The following is a 20,688-nucleotide window of genomic DNA, read 5'->3' on the forward strand; positions in this document are numbered from 1 at the left end:
ATCTATTTCTTTAATGGGGGATTTACTATATTCAAGGACTTGGCCGCATGCTTATTTATAAAAACTTTTCTGCCTCGCATTTCAAGTCTGCCTTCAGCGAAAAGCCTTATAGCCTCAGGAAAAATCTTATGCTCATAACTGAGTATCCGCTCTGAAAGCGCATCATCAGTATCATCGGGCAGAACCGGAACCGCTGCCTGAATGATTATCGGACCTGTATCCATCCCTTCATCAACAAAATGAACAGTGCAGCCGGAAATTCTCACACCATAATCAAGTGCCTGCTTCTGCCCATGAAGCCCTGGAAATGAAGGAAGAAGCGCAGGATGGATATTTATTATCTTGTTTCTGAATGCATCTATTAAGGGTTTTTTAACAATCCTCATAAATCCTGCAAGCACCACCAGTTCAACATCTCTTGATTTAAGCTCATCAGCAATCGCTGAAAAAAAATCATTTTTTGTCTCAAATGCAGCGGGATTTAAATAAAGATGATCTATACTGTGTTTTTTAGCCCTCTCAACAACGTAAGCAGAAGGAACATCTGTTATCAGTATTTTTATCTTTGCCTTGACAGCGCCTTTTTTAATGGAATCGATTATTGCCTGAAAATTAGAACCGCGTCCTGATGCAAGAACGCCTATTTTCAACATGGCAGGATAACCTCCGTTCTATACAATTTATTCAGGTGTTTAGAGTTTTGTCTCAATGCTGGAATTGTCTCTGAGACCGCGCAGCCAATTCTTATATTTCTGCACAAAATATATTTCATAAAGTCTGCTCTTTGCTTTGTCCTTCAGTGCAGTCCCGCTCAACTGCTCAATCTTTTCCTGCAGCTTTACAATATGAAGTCCGTTTGCAGTCCAGAACGGCTCGCTTATGTCGCCAACATTCATTTTTGTTATTACATCAGCAAATTCTTTTGCCATTGCATCTTTTTTAACAAAACCAAGATCCCCGCCCAGACTTGATGATGAATCCTCTGAGTATTTTTTTGCAGCATCAGCAAAATTTGTTCCGCCCTTTACATTCTGTATCAGTGTATTTGCCTTTTCCTCTAGTGTTTTTTTGTCAGTATTGACTGATGGATTTTTGAAAAATATCTGGCTGATCTTGTAAGCTTCTCCCTGAAGAACAGGGTCATTGCCTTCAAGTATATATTTCTCCACATCTTTATCACTGACAACAACCTTGCTTTTTACCTGCTGTGTAATAATCCTGCCAATCATTAACTGCTCGGCAAGTTTCTTTTTGTATTCATCTAAGGTCATGCCTTCTTTTTTCAAAAAATCAACCAATGCAGCATCATCCAAATTATATTTCTTTTTAATATCAGCAATCGCCTCATTAACATCTTCTGAAGAAATATTAATTCCCACTTGTTTCGCTGCTTGTAACTGAAGCGTCATATTAATCATGCTCTCGAGAAAAAATCCTTCGCTTTCTTTGAATATTTTTCTTTTTTCCTCAGGCTTTATCCCGCGCATCTTCTCGCTTGCCTCAAACTCCATGGCTTTATAAAGATCGCCCCATGTTATGACATCCTGATTCACAATAGCCACAACTCTGTCCAGAAGAATGGAAGCATCAGAACTCACGCTGTATATGGAAATCAAAAACAAAGCTGTTATAACAAACAATCTGATAATTTTTTTCATGGTTTTCATTCTTAATTCCTGGTGCTTTTTATTTTTAGAGCAGTACCCTTCATGGAAGGGCTGTAATATCTTTTACAGATGACCTTACTACAAATGTCCTTATATTATTGCTGTCTGTGTCGGTTGGAATAAGGAAAAAGCCTTTTAATTTTTCATCGGGTTTAGATATAAAAAAACCTTTTCCCCATGGAGTATCTCCCTTAACATATCCTACCAGCGATTCCCCGTCTGCAAATTTTATGTAAATTTTTCTGCCTTCAGTCTGTCTTATCCCGTATTTCTTTTTTTCTATATATTTACTGTCGCCTTCAAATGACTTAACAAAAAATATTGCCTTGAGTTTATCGAGTGAGACTGAGAGAATTCCCTTGCCGTCACTATCTTCAAAAATAACCTCAGAAGAAGTTTCTGAAAAATTCTCGATATGCCCCTTCAATACCTTCCCGTCATTAAACCTTAAGACAACTTTTTCAGATTCACCCATGCCTAAATTTTATGTATTACCCCGAAATATGTCAAGAAAGCTTCATTCGTGGATTTTTCTGAAAAGAGCGATTGCAACAATACAAAATACAGAAGGAATAGTCCAGGCAGACACAAAAGGCGGAAGAATTCCTGTGTATCCCATTGACAAAAACATTGCATGACTGAACCAGTAAGCAAGGCTAATTCCAATGCCTATTGCTGTTGTTACAAGCCCTCCACCCATCCTTCCTGCCATTGGCAGGGAAATTCCAAGCATTATCATGAAGAAATTAATAAGAGGGTATGCAACCCTTGAATTCAGATCAACTGTGAGCTTCAGATTTTTAAAGCCCGCCTCTTCAAGCTTCTTTGTATATTTATAAAATCCTATTATTCCCATATCCTCAGGTTTTAGTATATTTCCGGCAAAAACAGACGGGGATTCAGCCATAGGATAATCCATTTCGTCATATTTTTTTACAGAACTATTCTGCATATCATAAACAATTACTTTTTTCAATTTCATTCTTCCCTGTCCTGATCCCTTGTCTTCCCCCTCTATCCATTCTCCTTCTTCTGCCTCAATCCTCTCCTGAAGCCCTCCGTTAGCCAGCTTGAAAATGCTCACATTCCTCGAAAAATTCTTCTCAGGATAATAAAAACCTATCTTGACAATTGTACCGCCTGATGCCATTAGCCATACGGTTCCTTCTTTAAAAGAAAAGCTCTTGTCTTTTTTCATAATCTTTTCTTTCAGCTCTAAAGATCTTTTAGACGCCTCAGGAACTATTATCTCTGCGAGGAAAAAACCGAATAAGCTTAATAACAAGCCGCATACTAAAAAAGGTCTTAACAGTTCTTTTAACTTTCCTCCTGCTGCCCTGATTGCAGTTATCTCTTCTCTCTTTATTGCCTGGCTGAAGATAAAAAGACTACAGAGGAGAACAGCAAGTGGAAGAAGATAAAGAAAATTTTTGGGGAAATTATACAAAGTGTAGAGAAGCAACTTCCCAAATGATGGTTTGTAAGGAAGCAGTTCATCTACCCTATTAATAAGTTCTAAAAGGCTGAAGACAACAGCAAGTCCGGCCCCGAGAACTCCAAAGACCTTAAAAAAATCTTTTAAATAGTAACGCTGAATTATTAGCATTTTTATTTGTTGCTTTCCCTTCTGAATAGAAATACGGCTAATATTCCAAGCACTATTACAGGAGCCCATCCGCCAAGATAATGAGTTATCTTTCCGTTTCTTGCCATATTCTCTCCATATATAAGTAAAATATAAAAAGCAACAAACACAGAGAGTCCCAGAGTAAGCCCGCCTAATCTTCCTGTCTTTCCGGCAATAAGCGAAAGCGGCGGACCAAGAAGCATCAGCAAAAGACAGACCGAAGGCAGAGACAGTCTCCTGTGGAATTCAAGAATAAATGAAACAGCATCCTGCCCTGACTGTTTTTTGAATTCATTATAAAGCTCAAGTGGTGTAAGCTCATTCTTTTTTTTTGAGGGCGGATCGCCGGAAAAACCCATTGACATATTATATCCAGCAAAATAAACCTCTGTTGAACTGTCTCCTTTAACGAAATGTATATAGCCGTCTTTGAGATAAAAAGACATTCTAAATTCATCAGTGACTGATATCTTCCCTTCTTTTGCCATTATGACTTTGGGCTCTTTTTTGTTCCTCTCATCATAAACAAAAACTTCTCTTACCGTGTTTGATTCCGGTTTATTCTTAACATAAACCATAATATCCTTAAATATACTTGTGAAAACTCCTTCCTCAATTGCAGCTGGAGCCCTGCTTGTCAAAACATTTGAGACTGTCTCTCTGAGTTTTATCATGCTTGCAGGTCCGAGATAAAAACTGACAAGTATGCCTGCAAGAAAACAGCTTATCCCGAGTGCAAACACAGGCATGGCAATCATTCTAAAATGCATACCGCTTGACTTCAGGATTATAATCTCATTATCCGTGTTCATCCTTCCGTATGTAATCAGAGTTGCTACAAGAAGAGACATTGGAAGAGTGAGTATTAGCATCGGCGGCTGAAGATAAAGAATAATTTTTACCAAATCAAAAAAAGAAGCGCCTACAACAGAGAAGAGTCTGCTTAACTTGAGAATCTTCTCCATCATCAGTATAAAATTAAGTGCAACCACGCTCAGGCAAAATGTAAGCGCAAGTTCTTTTAGTATTTCTTTATGTATTGTATATATTCTCATGTTCAGACAAAATCTTTAGATAAGTATTTTACACCATCTCTCATATGAAAATCGGCTTTGAGGATTTTTGGATTATACCCTTTCCCTCTGCAATTCTGAAAAGTTCCTCAATTGCTTTGATTCCATCATCGGTTGTGTCAATTGAATAATCATTAACATAGAGATTAATGTGCTTATCGATAACATCATCATCGAGTTCCTGCGAATGTTCCTTTATATATTTTCTTGTTTCATTCCTATGGCTCATTGCATAGAGCACACTATCCTTTATCATCCTGTCAATTTTATTTATCAGATCTTTTCCAAAAGTTCTTTTTGCGATCATGCATCCCAAGGGAATAGGCAGCCCTGTTTCTTTTTCCCACCATTCGCCAAGGTCGATCACCTGCTTTAGTCCGTATGAAGGATATGTAAATCTGCTCTCATGTATTATCAAACCGGCATCCGCTTTTTTGTTTTTCACAGCCTCCATGATGTCGCTGAAAACCATGACTTCAACATTGTCTTTGAATGAAGGGTCATAAAGCTGCAATAAAAGAAATGCTGTTGTTAGCCTTCCCGGAATCGCAATCTTCTTGCCTTTTAAATCTTCCATTCTGTAATTCTCTTGAGAAACAACAATAGGACCGCAGCCTCTGCCGAGCGCTCCGCCAGAGCGAAGAAGACAATAATCATCCCTGAATTCTCCAAATGCCCGATAAGAAACTTTTGTTATATCAAGTTCGGTCTTTTCTGCTTTTTGATTCAAAGCCTCGACATCAAGAAGCATCTCATTAAATCTTAAATCGCCAGTATCGATTTTTTTGTGCACAAGCGCATAAAAAATGAATGTGTCATTTGGGCATGGAGAATATCCGAGAGAAAGAATTTTCATTGTTCAGTCCTGCTTTTTCTTATCAGACATACAAGGGATGATATTTGAGCGGTTTTACTTTGCCGATAATCTGACAGTAAAAATTGTTTAATCAAGAGGCAAAATACCTCGGAGGGCAATAGCCCGAGAATGTCGGTACGACTCTGCGAGAGCGAAAATGTTATCCCTTGTATGTCAATCATATTAAATTCAATGGACAACCTTCACAATCCGGCTTTGTCTTACAAAACATTTTCCCGAGCCTTACAAAGAGCGCATGATATTCATTAAATAACTTAACATCTCTTTTTAGAGATGAATGAAAAAGCTCCTGAAATTTTTCGTAAGACTCATCATATCCGAGAATCTTATGCCTCGAGAGCACTCTCTTTGTGTAAGCATCAATTACAAAGATTGGTTTATCAAGTGCATAGAGCAGAATCGAATCTGCTGTTTCATGGCCTATCCCATTAACAGAAAGAAGTTTCTGCCTGAGAGAATTCATCTTGTCTTTTTTCAATCTCTGCATGCTTCCATGATAATCGTTCATGAGAAAGTTTATAAATGACTTCAAACGCTTTGACTTGACATTGAAATAACCGGCAGGTCTTATTAATAATGCCAGTTTTTTTACAGGCATCTCATGAATTGTCTTTGCCTTCAAAGCCTTTTCTTTTTTCAGATTATTGATTGCCTTCTCGACATTTCCCCAGTTTGTGTTCTGAGTAAGGATTGCTCCGACTGCCACCTCAAAAGGCGAGTCTCCCGGCCACCAATCTTGATGACCGAAAGCCTTGTAGAGTTTCTTGTAGATTTCGATAAGTTTGTGGTTCTTCACAAAAAATATATTTAGCCTATTTTCACTTTTTTTTGAATATCGTAAAGCTCGATTATTTCTTTTACACTATTAGCGTCTTCTGGTTTTTTGTCATCCCTCAAAAAACCGACTGTTCTTGGAAACCTGAGAGCATAACCAACCCCATTCTTATCTCTGCCTGCTGTGTGAGACGGTGAGCGCGTTATCTCATCAGCATTTACTGTAACAACATATCTGGGTTCGACCCAGACATCTGCCTCCATCACTGAATCAACCCTTGGGTGCTTATGTTTGAGAGAAATTTTATCCATCATTTTTTTGAGCTGGCTTAATTCATCCTCTGTGAAACCTGAGCCTATCTTGCTCACTGTTCTAAAGGTGTCAGTTTTTGGATCATAAACTGCGCCAAGCAGAGCGCCGACTCCGAATTCTGCTCTTGCGCCCTTGCCTCTGAAATAACCTACTATACATACGTCGATCGAATCAGCAAGTTCGCCTCTGTAACTGCGCTTGAGTTTTATCCAGTTAAAATTCCTGCTGCCGGCAGCGTAAGAAGCATCAAGCCTCTTTGCAACAACACCCTCAAGCCCTCTTGCAACAGCCTCATCAAAATATTTTGTGATTTCCTCCGGCTTATCAGTGATAAACAATTCAGAAGGCTCCATCACGGAATTTTTCTTTATTATCTTCTCAAGTCTTGTGCGTCTTTCCTCAAATGATTTTGGCGTGTAATCCTCGCCGTCAACATAGAGAAGATCAAATGCAAAATATTTTAGCGGAAATTCTTTTGCAATCTCTTCTATTCCGTGTTTTCTCTTTCTCTGGATCGTTACCTGGAATGAAAGAAGCTCGCCGGTTGCCTCATTGTATGCAAGCGCCTCGCCTTCGATTATCGCTGTTTCCGCCTGAATGAATTTTTTTACCGCCTCTCTGATCTCAGGGAACATGTGCGTAGTTCTTTCGAGATTTCTAGAGAACATCTCAATATTATTTTTATTTTTATGAATCTGCACCCTGAACCCGTCATATTTTGCCTCGACAGCAGCCTTGCCGATTTTTTCTATTATATCTTCTGAGGAAGGAAGCCTCTCGCACAATGCCATTCTAATAGGATATCCAACCATAACATGAAATTTTTTTACTCCCTGCATCCCTTTTTCAAGTAGTGTCTTTGCAACCAAACCTAAATCAGAACACAGGTTATATGCCCTTTCCAGATCAGGCCTGAGCCCTCTGTCTCCCTGTGCCAGCGCCAATGCTTCAAGAACAGTCGGATCTCCAATGCCAAGCCTTAATCTGCCTATTACAAATCTTGCAATGTATTTGGCCTCTTTTGCAGAAACACCTTTTAAAAGGTTGCTAAGGAATGAGATCTTCTTTTCTACACTGCCAGTTCCTGATTTTTGTGCAACATCAGTAAGTTCTTCGTAAACTTTTTTAACAGTCAGATTATCTCCTTTGCTTGTCACAAGTTCAACTGCTGTTTCTCCAAGGTCGCCTGTGCGCTTGAATGAATCCTCTACTTTTTTTGTCGGTGTGCTTGTAGCATCTGATATTGCACGGATTAAGAGTTTCTCTGACATGCCGATCTCAAGTCCATGAAACGGGGGAAGAAACTGACCCTGACTGAGATATATTATCTTGTCTATATCATCAGAATTTGCTTCTTTGAAAAGCTCTGCAAGGATATCAAACATCTCGAGACGTTTTGTTGTTGCCTCAAGGCGTTCAAAATATTCAACAAGTTTTAAGAATTTCATATGTCCCATAAATTTTCCTTAGATTATATCAGTCAGATACGATGTATGTCATGGGAAAACAGATATTTGTGATTTCTGCAAGGACAAGGGAAGGCTTAGGAAAAATCCTTATACGACACCATATAAAAAAACCTCGTAGCTGAAAATAAAATTCGCTTTTTCTTAAAAGAAAGACCTCATGCCATTTTGATAATCTGTCGATTATAAAGATTATGAGTCAGACATCCCTTGTCTTTAACAATCCTTTTTCAGGATTTGCTGTATAAATTACTCTGTCATATCTGTCCATATAACCAGCTTTATGTTATCATTCTTAACTATGGAAGAAAGACTTCAGAAAATAATTGCCAAGATGGGAATAGCCTCAAGACGCGCTGCTGAAGAGATGATACTCGAAGGCAGAGTTACTGTCAACGGCAAAACAGCAATTCTTGGAATGAAAGCAAATCCTTCAAAAGACCATATCAAAGTTAATGGAAAACTTCTCATAAGACCAGAACCGAAAATCTATCTGATGATGTATAAACCGGTTGGAGTTTTGACAACTATGGCAGAAGATGAGGACAGACCCACGATCAGAGATTTTATAAGGAAGATAAAATACAGGGTATATCCTGTTGGAAGGCTTGATTATGATTCAGAAGGGCTTCTTATTTTAACAAACGACGGGGATTTCACGCACTCTGTGCTTCATCCGTCCAAGAAAATTCCAAAAACCTATCATGTTAAAATAAAAGGGCTGCTTGAAGATGAAAATGCAGAGAAATTAAAAAAAGGCGTTAAGCTCATGGATGGGATGACATTGCCTGCCAAGGTTAAAAAACTAAGAAAGGGTCAGGAAAATTCATGGGTTGAGATCACAATATACGAGGGAAAGAAGAGACAGATAAGGCGAATGCTTGAAAAAGTCGGACATCAGGTCATAAAACTAAAGAGAACCAGAATAAACGGGCTTGATATAGGAGATTTGAAGCCTGGAGCTATCAGATATCTCACACCAGAGGAAGTAAGAAAGGTCAAGGGAGAAACAAGATGATTCGTGACAAGGTATGCGGTGAGATAACCGAAAAACAGATTGGTACAAACATAAATCTTTCAGGCTGGGTATTTAGAAGAAGAGACCACGGCGGATTGATATTCATAGACCTAAGAGACAGAAGTGGAATATGTCAGATTGTGTTCAGCCCTGATGTTGCCAAAGAAGTGCATGAATCAGCCCATGATTTGAGGGCTGAATATGTAATCTCTGTCTCAGGTGAAATAAGAAAAAGGCCTGAAGGAACAGAAAATCCCGGCATCCCGACCGGCATGGTCGAGATGTATGTAGAAAAACTTGAAGTTCTGAATGAGGCTTCGCCTTTGCCTTACAGCATGGAAGAGGCAGCAGAAGCAGGTGAGGCTTTGCGTCTAAAATACAGATATCTTGATCTAAGAAGACCTGATATGCAGAAAAATTTAATCATGCGCCATAAGATTTCGAAAAACATGAGAGACTATCTCGATGAAAAAGGTTTTCTTGAAATAGAAACACCAATGCTTACAAAATCGACTCCTGAAGGAGCAAGGGATTATCTGGTGCCAAGCCGCTTGAATCCCGGACATTTCTATGCACTGCCTCAGTCTCCTCAGTTATTCAAACAGATATTAATGGTTGCTGGGTTAGAAAAATATTTTCAGATAGTCAAATGTTTTCGCGATGAAGACTTAAGAGCAGACAGACAGCCTGAATTCACACAGGTTGATCTTGAGATGTCGTTCATTGACAGGGAAGATATTCTCAAACTCATGGAAGGCATGATCAAAAAACTATTCAAAGATGTTCTAAACACTGACATCCAAATCCCATTCCAGCGTTTGAGCTACACAGAGGCAATGGACAGATTCGGAAGCGACAAGCCTGACCTGAGATTTGGACTCGAACTAAAGGATGTAACTGACCTTGCTTCAAAAAGTTCTTTTAAGGTATTTCTTGACACAATAAAATCAGGCGGAGTCATAAAGGCAATCAACGGCAAGGGAATGGCAGGACTTTCGAGAAAAGAGGTTGATGACCTTACAGCAGAAGCTCAGTCTTTTGGAGCAAAAGGCCTTGCATGGATAAAAGTTAAGAATGGGTTTGAATCACCGATAACAAAATTTTTTCCAGAAGACATTCTCAAGTCAATTGCTCAGAGACTCGAGGCTGAAGACGGCGACTTAATGATGTTCGTTGCCGACAAGCCGAAGGTTGCATATGATGTTCTGGGACGCATGCGACTTGCGCTTGGAGAAAGACTGAAACTTATTAAACAGGAGTATAAATTTGCATGGATAATTGATTTCCCTCTGCTTGAATGGGATGAGGAAGAAAAAAGATTTCAGGCAATGCATCATCCATTCACATCTCCTATGGACAATGATATTGAAAAAATGCTTGCTGGAAATGTTAAGGATAAAGAGCTTCTCTCATCATTAAAAGCAAAGGCATACGATATTGTATTGAATGGATATGAGATTGGCGGCGGAAGCATAAGAATTCACAATCAGGATGTACAAAAAAGAATGTTTGATATTCTAAACATATCAGAAGAAGAAGCAAAGATTAAATTTGGATTTCTGCTCGATGCATTGCAATTCGGCGCGCCGCCGCACGGAGGCATTGCACTCGGACTTGACAGGCTTGTAATGCTCATGGTTGGTTCAACTTCGATAAGAGATGTAATTGCATTTCCTAAAACACAGAAGGCGTTCTGCCTTATGTCAGGAGCTCCTTCTATCGTTGAGCAGAAACAGCTCAAAGAACTTCACATAAAAACAGACGCGCCTATACAAGATTAATTTCTTAGATTGGATATAAATCACAAATAGCACTCAGGAGAAAAAATTTGGAAGAACGCTATAATCCTCAGGATGTAGAGCTCAAGTGGCAGAAATACTGGGCTGAGAAAAATCTTTTTAAGGCAAAAGAAGATTCATCAAAAAAGAAATTCTACTGTTTGGAAATGTTCCCCTACCCTTCAGGCAAAATACATATGGGACACGTTAGAAACTACGCAATCGGCGATGTCATAGCAAGATACAAAAAAATGCGAGGCTTTAACGTGCTTCATCCAATGGGATGGGATGCGTTTGGAATGCCTGCTGAGAATGCTGCGATAAAAGAAAACGTTCATCCCGCAAAATGGACTTATGAAAATATTGCTTACATGAAAAAACAACTTAATCGCATGGGATTGAGCTATGACTGGGACAGAGAAGTTGCAACATGCAGCCCTGAATACTATAAATGGAATCAATGGTTCTTTTTAAAAATGTATGAAAAGGGACTGGCATACCGAAAATCTTCATTCGTCAACTGGTGTGAATCATGCGCAACTGTTCTTGCAAACGAACAGGTTATTGACGGAAAATGCTGGAGATGCGACAACTCAGTTATACAAAGAGAACTCGAACAATGGTTTTTAAGAATAACGAATTATGCAGAGGAATTGCTTAAGGCTTGCGATGAGTTGAAGGGCTGGCCTGAAAAAGTAGTTCTGATGCAAAAAAACTGGATCGGAAAAAGTGAAGGCCTCGAAGCAGTTTTTAAGATTGAGGGGATTGATGAAGCAATAAAGATATTCACAACAAGAGCCGACACGCTCTTTGGAGCTACGTTCTTATGTATTGCTCCCACGCATGAACTCGCTGAAAAACTCGTTGCTGACAAGAAAGCTCTTAAAAAAATAAAAGAGCAGTATGGAAAGGCTGATGAAAAGATAGGTTTATTCACAGAACATCATGCGGTCAATCCTGTCAACAATGAGAAAATCCCCGTGTATGTTGCTAATTTTGTTCTCATGGAATACGGGACAGGCGCGATCATGTCTGTTCCTGCGCATGACCAGAGAGATTTTGAATTTGCTAAAAAATATAATCTGCCCATTAAAACCGTAATACTGCCTCCGAACTCGAAAAACAAAACAAAGAAAGAATTTACAGAAGCCTTTGAAGAAGACGGCGTACTTATTGATTCAGACTCTTTCAGCGGGCTTGAGAGCGAAACAGCAAGGGAAAAGATGTCAAAATTAATAGAATCCAAAAAACTGGGCAAAAGGGTCATAAATTACAAGCTTCGCGACTGGGGAATATCGAGACAGCGATACTGGGGAACTCCAATACCGATAATTTACTGCGATAAATGCGGAGCTGTTCCTGTACCTGAAAAAGATCTGCCTGTAATACTGCCCGAAGATGTAAAATTCACAGGCAAAGGCGGATCTCCATTAGCAGAGTCAGAAAAATTCTTGAATGTTACTTGTCCTAAGTGCAGCCAGAAGGCAAGGCGCGAAACAGACACAATGGATACATTCGTTGATTCATCATGGTATTTCATTGCGTATTGCTTTGACAAAGGCAATATTAATTTCAAATCTCAAATTTCAAATCTCAAATCCCAAACAGGTTACTGGATGCCTGTTGACCAGTATGTCGGAGGTGTTGAGCACGCAGTCCTGCATCTGCTTTATTCGAGATTTTTTACAAAGGTTATTCGAGATCTTGGCATTCTGAATATTAATGAACCTTTTACAAACCTTCTTACGCAGGGGATGGTATGCAAAGACACATTAAAATGTCCTGAGCATGGATGGCTCTACCCAGAAGAAGCAAAGGATGAGATGTGCGTTAAATGCGGCAGGCTTGTTGAACGCGGAAGAGTCGAAAAGATGTCGAAATCTAAAAAAAATGTCATTGACCCTGACTATCTTATAAAAAAATACGGTGCAGACACTTCAAGACTTTTTTCTCTTTTTGCAGCTCCGCCTGAAAGAGATCTTGAATGGGCTGATCAGGGAGTTGATGGTTCATACAGGTTTTTGAACAGGGTCTGGACTCTGATATACAAAAACAGCGGAAGACTGGAAAAAACTGATATCAGTTCAAAAATTACAACAATCTCGCCTCTGCTCAGAAAAACTCATCAGACAATAAAAAGAGTTACAAATGATATTGAGAAGGAATATCATTTTAATACAGCTATAGCAGCGCTTATGGAGCTTGTTAACGAGATAACATCTTCTCATCCTAAATCCGATGAAGAATGGAAGATATTTAAATTCAGCATCGAGATGCTGCTTTTGCTTCTTTCTCCTTTCTCGCCTCACATTGCAGAAGAAATGTGGGAAGCCATTGGCAATAAACCAAGCATTTCAGAAAAAAAATGGCCTTCGTGGGACGATGAAATTGCAAAGGAAGATGAGATTGAACTGGTTGTACAGATTAACGGCAAGGTAAAGTCAAAACTTAATATCCCGGCAAATCTTTCAGAAGACGAGGTCAAGGGAAAAGCGCTTGGTGATGCAAGGATTAAAGAGATTACAGCCAGCAAGACCATAAAAAAAGTCTTTGTTGTAAAAGGCAAACTTGTTAATATAGTAGTTGGAGAATAAAATGAAAGCTAAAAGTTATAAGTTAAAAGTCATAAATGGTTTCTGCTTCCTGCTTCTTGCAGCCTGCTTCTTGCCTCTTATAGCAGGATGCGGCTATACAATACAGGGGAAAGATACACTGCCGTTTGAATATGTAAAAATAGGCAGGATCGAAAATAAGACCTATGAACCTAAACTTGAAGACAGGCTCTACAAGGCATTGACCGACGAACTTATGAAAAACGGTTTTGTAATATCGAGAAGCGCAGGTCATGTCATAAGCGGAGTTATAAATGAATTCCATTTAAGACCGTTATCGGAAAAAGACGGCTATGCGGTTGAATACGAAGTAATAGTCAAAGGCAGATTTATTCTTACAGCGCCTGACGGCAAAACAAAAGAACTCAGGAATAGCGGAGCCTTCATCGTCTCTTTTTACAATGCAGGGAATATTCAAAGCATAGTTGCATCAAAAGAAACAGCAACAGATACTGCACTCAAGAATCTTGCCTCAGAGATACGCGCCGGCATTATATACCAGAAATGAGCAGTAAAAATTTTATGCAGGAAATTGAAAAAGGGCTTCCTTCTTCAATTTATATGTTCTACTCAGAGAATCCATATCTCCTTGGGGAATCTGTTCCAGCGATAAGAAAATTGATTTCCGAAGATTCTCTGGATTTTAATTTTATCTTGTTCGACCTTGATTCTCCTGAAGGAACCTCAACGCCAGAAGAGATAATGTATTCACTGAAAACCATGTCTCTTTGCGGCGGAAGGAAGTATGTAATAGCTAAAAACATTCAAAAACTGCCAGGCAAAGAATTTAAAAAATTTCTGCCTTATCTAAAAAATCCTTCTCCAGATGCATCATTCATAATGCTGTACGCTGGGAGCATCAAGGCAGACATCAAGGAAATACTTAAGGGAATCAAGACAATATGCCTTGATATAAGAGAGCAGGAACTTCCTATGTGGATTAAAGAAAAAATTGGGCAAAAGGGCCTCTCGATAAAAAACAATGCAATTGATTATCTTATAGGAATACTTGGTCCTGACATAGGAATTATTTCATCAGAAATTGAAAAACTCTCTTTATGCGAGGGCAGTGAAATTACAATAGAGAACATCAAAGAAATTGTAGAAGGCAACAGAGATTACAGCGTATTTGATTTAACCGGAGCCTTGAAAGAAAAAAATTCCGAGAAAGTTTTCAAAATCTACAAAACCCTTTCAGAGTCGTTCGAATCTTACAGCCTCCTTGGCGCAATAAACTGGCAGTACAAAAAAATGTTCACTTATGCAAAGGACAAAACCTCTAAGGATTATTACTACAAAGCATTGGAACTGCTTAACACGGCTGATATCCAGATTAAAACTTCCGGAGGCAGTTTTCCGATGGAATACCTTTTTGCAAGACTGCTGCAGCTTTAAGCTACAGCCTTAGCCAATTTAGCAAGCCTTGATATCTTTCTTGCCGCTGTATTCTTATGAACAATGCCTTTTGATACAGCTGACTGTATTGTCTTTGTTGCCTCTCTTAAAAGTTTCTCGGCCTGTTCCTTGTTCTTTTTTGCAGCAGCTTCTTCAACTTTTTTTGAAATGGTCTTTATCTTTGAACGAACTGCTGTGTTGCGAAGATTCTGTTTTTCAGACTGTCTCACTCTCTTGAGAGTCGAAAGATTTTTCTTTTTAACTGCTTTTGCCGGCAATTCAAACCTCCTTGTGCTTCACTGTGTTAATAGAATTTTGTTAAAAACCAGACATATGTAATACCACAATTTTGGTTATAAAATCAATCCTTTTGTGTTAAAATTTTAGCACTATGAAAAAATACGAACCTGTTTCTCTTAAAAAAATAAGGACATATCCCCTCACAAAAAGAAAGAGCAAGGTTGAACTGGCGTCAACGGCAAAACCTCACAAAAAAGGAAGATCATTTAAAAACTTTATTGACGAGATGCCTGACATTCTGGCTGCAAAGGATCTAAGGTCAATCGTAACCGCAATAATAAAAGCGAAAAAAAATAAAAAACCCGTAATCCTCGGGATGGGCGCTCACCCGATAAAAGTCGGTCTATCGTCTGTAATCATAGACCTGATGGAAAAACATATAATTACTGCTGTTGCCACAAACGGAGCCTGCATTGTCCACGATTTTGAACTCTCATATACTGGAAAGACATCAGAGGATGTAGCAGCAGAACTAGCAACAGGAAGATTCGGCATGGCAAAAGAAACAGGCGAATTCATCAACAAGGCAATTATGGACGGCGTTAAAAAAGGATATGGCATAGGAAGATCTATAGGCGAGATGATATACAAAAATAAATTCAGATTCAGTGACAAAAGCATCTTTGCCACAGCGTACAGACTTGGGATTCCTGCAAGCGTTCATGTTGCAGTGGGAACCGATATAGTTCACATGCATCCTAATGCTGACGGCTCTGCAATCGGAGAAGGCAGTCTCAGAGACTTCAGACTTCTTGCATCAGTCGTATCTGACCTTGAAGGCGGAGTTTACATAAATCTCGGCTCTGCTGTTATTCTGCCCGAAGTTTTTTTAAAGGCTTTAACAATCGCGCGAAATCTCGGAAACAGAGTTGAGAACATCACAACAGTTAATATGGATTTTATCCAGCACTACAGGCCTGGGCAGAATGTGCTGAAAAGGCCCACGATAAACAAAGGCTCATGCTATGCGCTGACAGGCCATCACGAGATAATGTTCCCACTCTTGGCAGCAACAGTGATAGAGAATATATGATAAAATTGTTCTATCAAGCTATTTGATTTTTGAGGACGTTCGCATGGCATTGGACAAGAAGAAAAGACAAGCAAATCAACAGACGCAACGCTTTATCAGAATAAAAGGGAAAGACTACAAAGCGGAAAACGTAAAGAGGGGGATTTCCCTCTCGGAGTTCGTGTCATACCTGCAGAGTCAGGGCTTCACATCGAAGGCGAAGTTCGAGATAATGTTCGAATAGAATAGTCGATTACCCTACACAAAAAGAAATTGACATACCTGTAAAGGCTAAAAATAAGAGGGGTGTTTGGATAAATCCAAACACTCCTCTTTAAAAAATCTCTTTTAAACTATATTTTTTATAAACCGAATTTAAGCAGTATCGGCACGATCAAAAGAGCAACGATATTTATAACCTTGATCATAGGGTTGATCGCCGGTCCTGCTGTGTCTTTATAAGGATCTCCGACTGTGTCTCCTGTTACAGCTGCCTTGTGAGCCCCTGAGCCCTTACCGCCGAATGCTCCGTCTTCAATATATTTCTTTGCATTGTCCCATGCGCCGCCTCCGCTTGTCATTGCAATTGCCTGAAAGAGTCCTGTGATTATGCTTCCTATAAGAACTCCACCCAAGGCCTCTCTTCCAAGGATAAAACCAACTGCTATCGGCGCAACAACAGGAATAAGCGCTGGAAGCATCATCTGTTTTATTGCTGACTTTGTAACGATGTCAACACATTTTCCGTATTCCGGTTTTGCTGTTCCTTGCATAATGCCCTTTATCTCGCGGAACTGACGTCTCACTTCCTCAACAACTCCTCCTGCTGCTTTGCCGACAGCCTCCATTAAGAGCGAGCCAAAGTAATATGGAAGAAGTCCACCGATAAATAATCCTGCGAGAACTTTTGGGTTCGACAGATCAAATGCAAGGGTTGCTCCGAAAGATCTTGAGTACTCTGCGAACAAAACAAGGGCTGCAAGAGCTGCTGAACCTATTGCATATCCTTTTGTAACAGCTTTTGTTGTGTTTCCTACTGCATCCAACGGGTCTGTTATCTCACGAACCTCTTTTGGTAGCTCTGCCATCTCTGCAATTCCACCTGCATTGTCTGTTATTGGACCATATGAATCTATAGCAACGATTATTCCTGTCATTGAAAGCATCGAGACTGCTGACAGTGCTATTGCGAAAAGTCCGCCTCCTGCATTGCCCTGAAAACCTCCGCCGAGAGAATATGCGCCGAGTATGGCAGCGACTATTACAATAACAGGCATTGCTGTTGACTTCATGCTGACTGCAAGACCTGCAATTATGTTTGTTGCATGGCCTGTCTGGCTTGCAGATGCGATATGCTTGACCGGTGCAAAACTCTTTGACGTAAAATATTCTGTTATCACTACAATAAGTCCTGTGAGAACAAGACCGATAACTGCTGTCATAAATACACTGCATGAACTAAATACGCCTGCGTCCGCTCCTGTCAGGCTGGAGATGAATTTGTCAGATACAAAGTAAAATGCTCCTGCTGCCAGCATGCCTGAAATTGCGAGGCCTTTATATAGAGCGCCCATAATATACTGTTTTTTGCCGAGTTTTACAAAGAAAGTCCCGATTATCGAGGCTATTATCGAGATGCCGCCGAGCAGAAGCGGGAACTCTATCCATCTGCTTTCAGGTCCGAAAACAGTCTTTGCAAGCAGCATTGCTGCAACAACAGTGACTGTGTATGTCTCGTAAAGGTCTGCTGCCATTCCAGCACAGTCGCCGACATTATCGCCGACATTGTCTGCAATGACCGCAGGGTTTCTTGGATCGTCTTCAGGAATTCCTGCTTCAACTTTTCCAACAAGGTCTGCTCCAACATCAGCTGCTTTTGTATATATTCCTCCTGCAATACGGGCAAACACGCTCATAAGCGAGCACCCGAATCCAAGACCTATAAGCGCATGGAATGCCTCTTCACCAGCATAGGTTTTTGCAAAGTAATAATAACCTGCTATCCCGATTATTCCGAGACCGACAACAACTATTCCAGTAACAGAACCGCCCATGAAAGCAAGACTGAGCGCTGACTGAAGCCCCTTGCTTGCTGCCTGTGCTGTGCGGACATTAGCCCTCACAGTAACCATCATACCGAGATATCCTGCGAGCGCAGAACCGATAGTGCCGATAGCAAATCCTGCTGCTGTCCACTTGCCAAGAAAGTACCAGAGCACAGCAACAAGGATTATGCCGACTATGGCAACTGTCTTATACTCGCGGGTAAGAAAGGCTGATGCCCCTTCTTTTACAGCGTTTGATATCTGCTTCATGCGTTCACTGCCTGCATCCTGCTTAAGCACCCATAATGCTGTCGCAATAGCGTATATAACGCCGGCTGCGCCGCAAAGCAGAGCAAAAAGAATTAATCCGCTCATGTTTCCCCTCCCCTAAAAAATTAATAATTTTTTGACTCAGAAATTTGAAGCAATAGCGATTATATATTAAGTCTTTTTTAGAATTCAACCTTTACCGCATAAAAATTAAGGCGGTTTTTATTCAAGCGCTGAGCAGACATTTTTGAATATCTGTTCTATTGTCCCAACTCCGCTTATGGATTTTAAAATTCTTTTCTTATTGTAGTAATCTATAAGAGGAGCTGTCTTTTCCTCATAAACATCAAGTCTTGTTTTTATTGTCTCTTCTTTATCATCATCTCTCTGAAAAAGCTTTCCTCCGCATTTGTCGCATATGTTTTCTTTTTTAGACGGAGAAAAATATATGTTATACATCTGCTGGCAGGATTTGCATGTCCTTCTTCCTGTAAGTCTTTTCATAAGATCGTCTTTTGGAACATCAATGCTCAATGCAAAATCAAGCGGCATATTGAGTTCTTTTAATATAGCGTCAAGTTTTTCCGCCTGGACAGTGGTTCTAGGGAATCCGTCCAGTATAAAACCCTTTTTGCAGTCAGGCTGCTGTAATCTCTCTCTTATCAGACCGATAACAACCTCATCAGGCACAAGTCCTCCGCTGTCCATAAAAGATTTTGCCTTTATTCCAAGAGGCGTGCCGTCCGCCACAGCCTTTCTCAATATGTCTCCTGTCGATATCTGGGGAATTCTGTACTTGTCTATCAACATCTTTGCCTGAGTACCCTTGCCTGCTCCGGGTGCGCCTAATAATACCAGTCTCATTAATGCCTCCGTTTTTAAAAAATTTAAGCAAACAAAAATCAGCAATAAATATAGACTTTGAAGCAATTTTAAGTCAAATTCATATTTCTCATTCAAACATAAAATTTATTTATTAAAAGATAAGGTTTTAATTATAAGGATAATATGCTCTCTAAATATTCGCGTAATTTATCTATAGCCATTTTTCTGTGGCTGATGTAATCTTTTTCGGAAGCAGTCATCTCGGCAAATGTCCTGTCAAAACCTTCAGGCACAAACACGGGATCATAACCAAAACCGTTCCTGCCTCTGGGTTTCTCAATTATTATTCCATTAACAAAACCTTCAAATGTCTTAAAGCTTCCATCAGGAAAAGCAAAAGCCGCTGAACAGACGAATCTAGCTTTTCTTTTTTCACCTTTGAAATTTCTCATTTCTTGAAGAAGCTTATCAACATTTTCCTTGTCATTAGATCCCGTCCCTGCATATCTCGCAGAAAAAATTCCCGGCGCTCTGCTCAAAGCAAAGACCTCTAATCCTGAATCATCGGCAACAACGGGCTTGTTTGTAAAATGCGCTGTTTGAACAGCCTTTTTTATCGCATTCTCTTCGAATGTTTTGCCGTCTTCTATTACCTCGGGGAAGTCAGAAAAATCATTCAGCGTGTGAAACGAGATGTTTTTATCACTTATTATTCTTAAAATCTCTTCAAGTTTTTTCCTGTTTCTGGTTGCAAGAACTATATCCATATGAAAATACTCCTTAAAAAACTGTCAAAATTATATATGAGGCATGACAAGCTGCGATCTTCCGTTTATTCTATTTTTATTAATATGCTTAAAAACCATTATTATCATACAGTACATCATATGCCAAGAACAATTAGATACGAAACATAGCCGTAAATATTTTTATTTTCTTGACACCAGCATCATCATGTATTTATAATGTGCATATGCACATAAACAAACGGAGGTTATCTTATGAAGATATGTTTTCCAACAGAGCAAAATGAAGGAATAAAAAGCAAATTGTCAGCGCATTTTGGGTCTGCCGCTTTTTACATTATTTATGACACAGAATCGGGAAGCGTAACCGATATTAACAACAAAAATAAAGTTCACTCGCATGGAGCATGCAATCCGCTGGCTTCGCTTCAAGACATTGCCCTTGATGCAATAGTGGCCGGAGGCATTGGAGCAGGAGCGCTTAACAAACTGAATGCATCAGGATTAAAGGTTTATAGGGCTCAGGCTGAAACAGTAAAAGAAAATATTGACCTTATGGCAAATAAAAATCTTTCTGAATTCTTAATTATAAATACATGCAGCGGCCACAATCATGGAGACAAAGGCGGCTGCTCGCATATTTAAAAACCGAGGCAACCATGAGCATTAACAGACGAGAGTTTCTAAAGAAAGCGGCGATTGGAGGAGGGGCTCTTATTGCCTGCAATTCACTTCCGATTTTAACATCCACTTCACAAGCATCCCTCACCAAAGAAGGACATGAAGCGCCGCTTCAAAACATAGAGACAGGCGGGCTAATAAGACCTCCGGGCGCACTTCCAGAGCCTGAATTCAGGGCTAAATGCATAAGCTGCGGAGTCTGCGTCAAT

21 protein-coding genes are annotated in these 20,688 nt (G+C 39.8%); 9 read left to right on the plus strand and 12 right to left on the minus strand.

What is annotated here, in order from left to right:
• Positions 1-2: 2 nt before the first annotated feature.
• The 8 genes from purN to LLF28_07770 form a co-directional block, all read right to left on the minus strand.
• Positions 3-653, minus strand: coding sequence for a phosphoribosylglycinamide formyltransferase (purN, locus tag LLF28_07735; protein ID MCE5195318.1), 651 nt, complete (start codon positions 651-653; stop codon positions 3-5).
• 39 nt (positions 654-692) lie between these two features.
• Positions 693-1,658: a peptidylprolyl isomerase gene (locus tag LLF28_07740; protein ID MCE5195319.1), complete on the minus strand. Its 966-nt coding sequence runs from the start codon at positions 1,656-1,658 to the stop codon at positions 693-695.
• Positions 1,659-1,707: 49 nt separating this feature from the next.
• Entirely contained in the window at positions 1,708-2,142 is a 435-nt protein-coding gene (locus LLF28_07745; GenBank protein MCE5195320.1) for a hypothetical protein, read from the minus strand.
• A 42-nt stretch (positions 2,143-2,184) separates the two neighbouring features.
• Positions 2,185-3,273 (minus strand): LptF/LptG family permease, encoded by a 1,089-nt coding sequence (locus LLF28_07750; GenBank protein MCE5195321.1) that lies wholly within the window; start codon positions 3,271-3,273, stop codon positions 2,185-2,187.
• A 2-nt stretch (positions 3,274-3,275) separates the two neighbouring features.
• Entirely contained in the window at positions 3,276-4,349 is a 1,074-nt protein-coding gene (locus tag LLF28_07755) for an LptF/LptG family permease (protein ID MCE5195322.1), read from the minus strand.
• A gap of 40 nt (positions 4,350-4,389) precedes the next feature.
• A complete protein-coding gene (locus LLF28_07760) occupies positions 4,390-5,223 on the minus strand; it encodes a 1,4-dihydroxy-6-naphthoate synthase (protein ID MCE5195323.1) in 834 nt (277 codons plus the stop codon).
• 178 nt (positions 5,224-5,401) lie between these two features.
• Complete coding sequence (locus tag LLF28_07765) at positions 5,402-6,040, minus strand: hypothetical protein (GenBank protein ID MCE5195324.1); 639 nt, start codon at positions 6,038-6,040, stop codon at positions 5,402-5,404.
• Positions 6,041-6,051: 11 nt separating this feature from the next.
• Complete coding sequence (locus tag LLF28_07770; GenBank protein MCE5195325.1) at positions 6,052-7,779, minus strand: ATP-dependent DNA ligase; 1,728 nt, start codon at positions 7,777-7,779, stop codon at positions 6,052-6,054.
• 319 nt (positions 7,780-8,098) lie between these two features.
• Between LLF28_07770 and LLF28_07775 the strand changes: the two genes are divergently transcribed.
• The 5 genes from LLF28_07775 to holA are packed head-to-tail and all read left to right on the plus strand — an operon-like array spanning position 8,099 to position 14,600.
• Positions 8,099-8,815: an rRNA pseudouridine synthase gene (locus LLF28_07775; protein MCE5195326.1), complete on the plus strand. Its 717-nt coding sequence runs from the start codon at positions 8,099-8,101 to the stop codon at positions 8,813-8,815.
• The gene (gene aspS / locus LLF28_07780; GenBank protein MCE5195327.1) at positions 8,812-10,596 is read left to right on the plus strand and encodes an aspartate--tRNA ligase; all 1,785 of its coding nucleotides are present in this window, start codon (positions 8,812-8,814) and stop codon (positions 10,594-10,596) included. The genes LLF28_07775 and aspS overlap by 4 nt, the downstream gene beginning before the upstream one ends.
• A 47-nt stretch (positions 10,597-10,643) precedes the next feature.
• Positions 10,644-13,187, plus strand: coding sequence for a leucine--tRNA ligase (gene leuS / locus LLF28_07785; protein MCE5195328.1), 2,544 nt, complete (start codon positions 10,644-10,646; stop codon positions 13,185-13,187).
• Between the two features lies 1 nt (position 13,188).
• Complete coding sequence (gene lptE, locus LLF28_07790; protein ID MCE5195329.1) at positions 13,189-13,713, plus strand: LPS assembly lipoprotein LptE; 525 nt, start codon at positions 13,189-13,191, stop codon at positions 13,711-13,713.
• 14 nt (positions 13,714-13,727) lie between these two features.
• On the plus strand, positions 13,728-14,600 hold the full coding sequence (gene holA, locus LLF28_07795) for a DNA polymerase III subunit delta (GenBank protein ID MCE5195330.1): 873 nt from the start codon (positions 13,728-13,730) through the stop codon (positions 14,598-14,600).
• On the opposite strand, the gene rpsT is transcribed toward holA, so the two are convergent.
• Complete coding sequence (rpsT, locus tag LLF28_07800) at positions 14,597-14,878, minus strand: 30S ribosomal protein S20 (GenBank protein MCE5195331.1); 282 nt, start codon at positions 14,876-14,878, stop codon at positions 14,597-14,599. The genes holA and rpsT overlap by 4 nt on opposite strands.
• A 113-nt stretch (positions 14,879-14,991) precedes the next feature.
• Between rpsT and LLF28_07805 the strand changes: the two genes are divergently transcribed.
• Entirely contained in the window at positions 14,992-15,933 is a 942-nt protein-coding gene (locus LLF28_07805) for a deoxyhypusine synthase family protein (GenBank protein ID MCE5195332.1), read from the plus strand.
• 43 nt (positions 15,934-15,976) lie between these two features.
• Positions 15,977-16,156 carry a hypothetical protein gene (locus LLF28_07810; GenBank protein MCE5195333.1) on the plus strand — a complete coding sequence of 60 codons (180 nt, stop codon included), beginning with the start codon at positions 15,977-15,979 and terminating at the stop codon, positions 16,154-16,156.
• Positions 16,157-16,274: 118 nt separating this feature from the next.
• Here LLF28_07810 and LLF28_07815 read toward each other — a convergent pair whose 3' ends face one another.
• The 3 genes from LLF28_07815 to LLF28_07825 all read right to left on the minus strand — a co-directional run bounded on the left by LLF28_07815 (position 16,275) and on the right by LLF28_07825 (position 19,819).
• Positions 16,275-18,332: a sodium-translocating pyrophosphatase gene (locus LLF28_07815; protein ID MCE5195334.1), complete on the minus strand. Its 2,058-nt coding sequence runs from the start codon at positions 18,330-18,332 to the stop codon at positions 16,275-16,277.
• A 117-nt stretch (positions 18,333-18,449) separates the two neighbouring features.
• Positions 18,450-19,091, minus strand: coding sequence for an adenylate kinase (locus LLF28_07820; GenBank protein ID MCE5195335.1), 642 nt, complete (start codon positions 19,089-19,091; stop codon positions 18,450-18,452).
• A gap of 131 nt (positions 19,092-19,222) precedes the next feature.
• Positions 19,223-19,819 (minus strand): XTP/dITP diphosphatase, encoded by a 597-nt coding sequence (locus LLF28_07825; GenBank protein ID MCE5195336.1) that lies wholly within the window; start codon positions 19,817-19,819, stop codon positions 19,223-19,225.
• Between the two features lie 234 nt (positions 19,820-20,053).
• On the opposite strand from LLF28_07825, the gene LLF28_07830 reads away from it, so the two are divergent.
• On the plus strand, positions 20,054-20,443 hold the full coding sequence (locus LLF28_07830; GenBank protein ID MCE5195337.1) for a NifB/NifX family molybdenum-iron cluster-binding protein: 390 nt from the start codon (positions 20,054-20,056) through the stop codon (positions 20,441-20,443).
• A 14-nt stretch (positions 20,444-20,457) separates the two neighbouring features.
• On the plus strand, positions 20,458-20,688 hold a 231-nt coding region (locus LLF28_07835; protein ID MCE5195338.1), incomplete at its 3' end, for a twin-arginine translocation signal domain-containing protein.

It is taken from the genome of Nitrospiraceae bacterium (assembly GCA_021373015.1).
Lineage (GTDB): Bacteria > Nitrospirota > Thermodesulfovibrionia > Thermodesulfovibrionales > UBA1546 > JAJFTJ01.

What these genes read in the sequence shown, in the direction of transcription:
- purN (MCE5195318.1), bottom strand. Translation starts at nt 653, where the DNA reads ATGTTGAAAATAGGCGTTCTTGCATCAGGACGCGGTTCTAATTTTCAG.
- LLF28_07740 (MCE5195319.1), bottom strand. Translation starts at nt 1,658, where the DNA reads ATGAAAAAAATTATCAGATTGTTTGTTATAACAGCTTTGTTTTTGATT.
- LLF28_07745 (MCE5195320.1), bottom strand. Translation starts at nt 2,142, where the DNA reads ATGGGTGAATCTGAAAAAGTTGTCTTAAGGTTTAATGACGGGAAGGTA.
- LLF28_07750 (MCE5195321.1), bottom strand. Translation starts at nt 3,273, where the DNA reads ATGCTAATAATTCAGCGTTACTATTTAAAAGATTTTTTTAAGGTCTTT.
- LLF28_07755 (MCE5195322.1), bottom strand. Translation starts at nt 4,349, where the DNA reads ATGAGAATATATACAATACATAAAGAAATACTAAAAGAACTTGCGCTT.
- LLF28_07760 (MCE5195323.1), bottom strand. Translation starts at nt 5,223, where the DNA reads ATGAAAATTCTTTCTCTCGGATATTCTCCATGCCCAAATGACACATTC.
- LLF28_07770 (MCE5195325.1), bottom strand. Translation starts at nt 7,779, where the DNA reads ATGAAATTCTTAAAACTTGTTGAATATTTTGAACGCCTTGAGGCAACA.
- LLF28_07775 (MCE5195326.1), top strand. Translation starts at nt 8,099, where the DNA reads ATGGAAGAAAGACTTCAGAAAATAATTGCCAAGATGGGAATAGCCTCA.
- aspS (MCE5195327.1), top strand. Translation starts at nt 8,812, where the DNA reads ATGATTCGTGACAAGGTATGCGGTGAGATAACCGAAAAACAGATTGGT.
- lptE (MCE5195329.1), top strand. Translation starts at nt 13,189, where the DNA reads ATGAAAGCTAAAAGTTATAAGTTAAAAGTCATAAATGGTTTCTGCTTC.
- holA (MCE5195330.1), top strand. Translation starts at nt 13,728, where the DNA reads ATGCAGGAAATTGAAAAAGGGCTTCCTTCTTCAATTTATATGTTCTAC.
- LLF28_07805 (MCE5195332.1), top strand. Translation starts at nt 14,992, where the DNA reads ATGAAAAAATACGAACCTGTTTCTCTTAAAAAAATAAGGACATATCCC.
- LLF28_07810 (MCE5195333.1), top strand. Translation starts at nt 15,977, where the DNA reads ATGGCATTGGACAAGAAGAAAAGACAAGCAAATCAACAGACGCAACGC.
- LLF28_07815 (MCE5195334.1), bottom strand. Translation starts at nt 18,332, where the DNA reads ATGAGCGGATTAATTCTTTTTGCTCTGCTTTGCGGCGCAGCCGGCGTT.
- LLF28_07820 (MCE5195335.1), bottom strand. Translation starts at nt 19,091, where the DNA reads ATGAGACTGGTATTATTAGGCGCACCCGGAGCAGGCAAGGGTACTCAG.
- LLF28_07825 (MCE5195336.1), bottom strand. Translation starts at nt 19,819, where the DNA reads ATGGATATAGTTCTTGCAACCAGAAACAGGAAAAAACTTGAAGAGATT.
- LLF28_07830 (MCE5195337.1), top strand. Translation starts at nt 20,054, where the DNA reads ATGAAGATATGTTTTCCAACAGAGCAAAATGAAGGAATAAAAAGCAAA.